Origin of the sequence: Alkalicoccobacillus porphyridii (assembly GCF_007293315.1) — a bacterium.
Lineage (GTDB): Bacteria > Bacillota > Bacilli > Bacillales > Bacillaceae_D > Alkalicoccobacillus > Alkalicoccobacillus porphyridii.
On record NZ_VLXZ01000132.1, the window covers coordinates 1 to 309 of the forward strand.

A 309-nucleotide genomic window follows, 5' to 3' on the forward strand; every position below is an offset into this window, starting at 1 on the left:
TTTGGTACGAATGAAACGCTCGTAGTGCCCCAGGTCCAGGTCGGTTTCAGCGCCGTCTTCAGTAACGAACACTTCCCCGTGTTGGATTGGGCTCATAGTACCTGGATCGACGTTGATGTACGGATCCAGTTTCATGATGGTCACATTGAGGCCACGGGCTTCAAGAATGGCTGCGAGGGAGGCTGCGGCAATGCCTTTACCCAGAGAGGATACGACCCCGCCGGTCACAAAAATATAGTTCGTTGTCATGCTGAACCTGAGAAGTTAGGTTGAAAAGACGATGGAATAACCAGGACGGGAAAGCAGTAT

At 51.5% G+C, this 309-nt stretch carries 1 pseudogene; it reads right to left on the reverse strand.

Annotation, left to right across the window (positions count from 1 at the left end):
* Positions 1-249, reverse strand: a pseudogene (locus FN960_RS23800) (CTP synthase); the annotation flags it as partial.
* Positions 250-309: the final 60 nt, after the last annotated feature.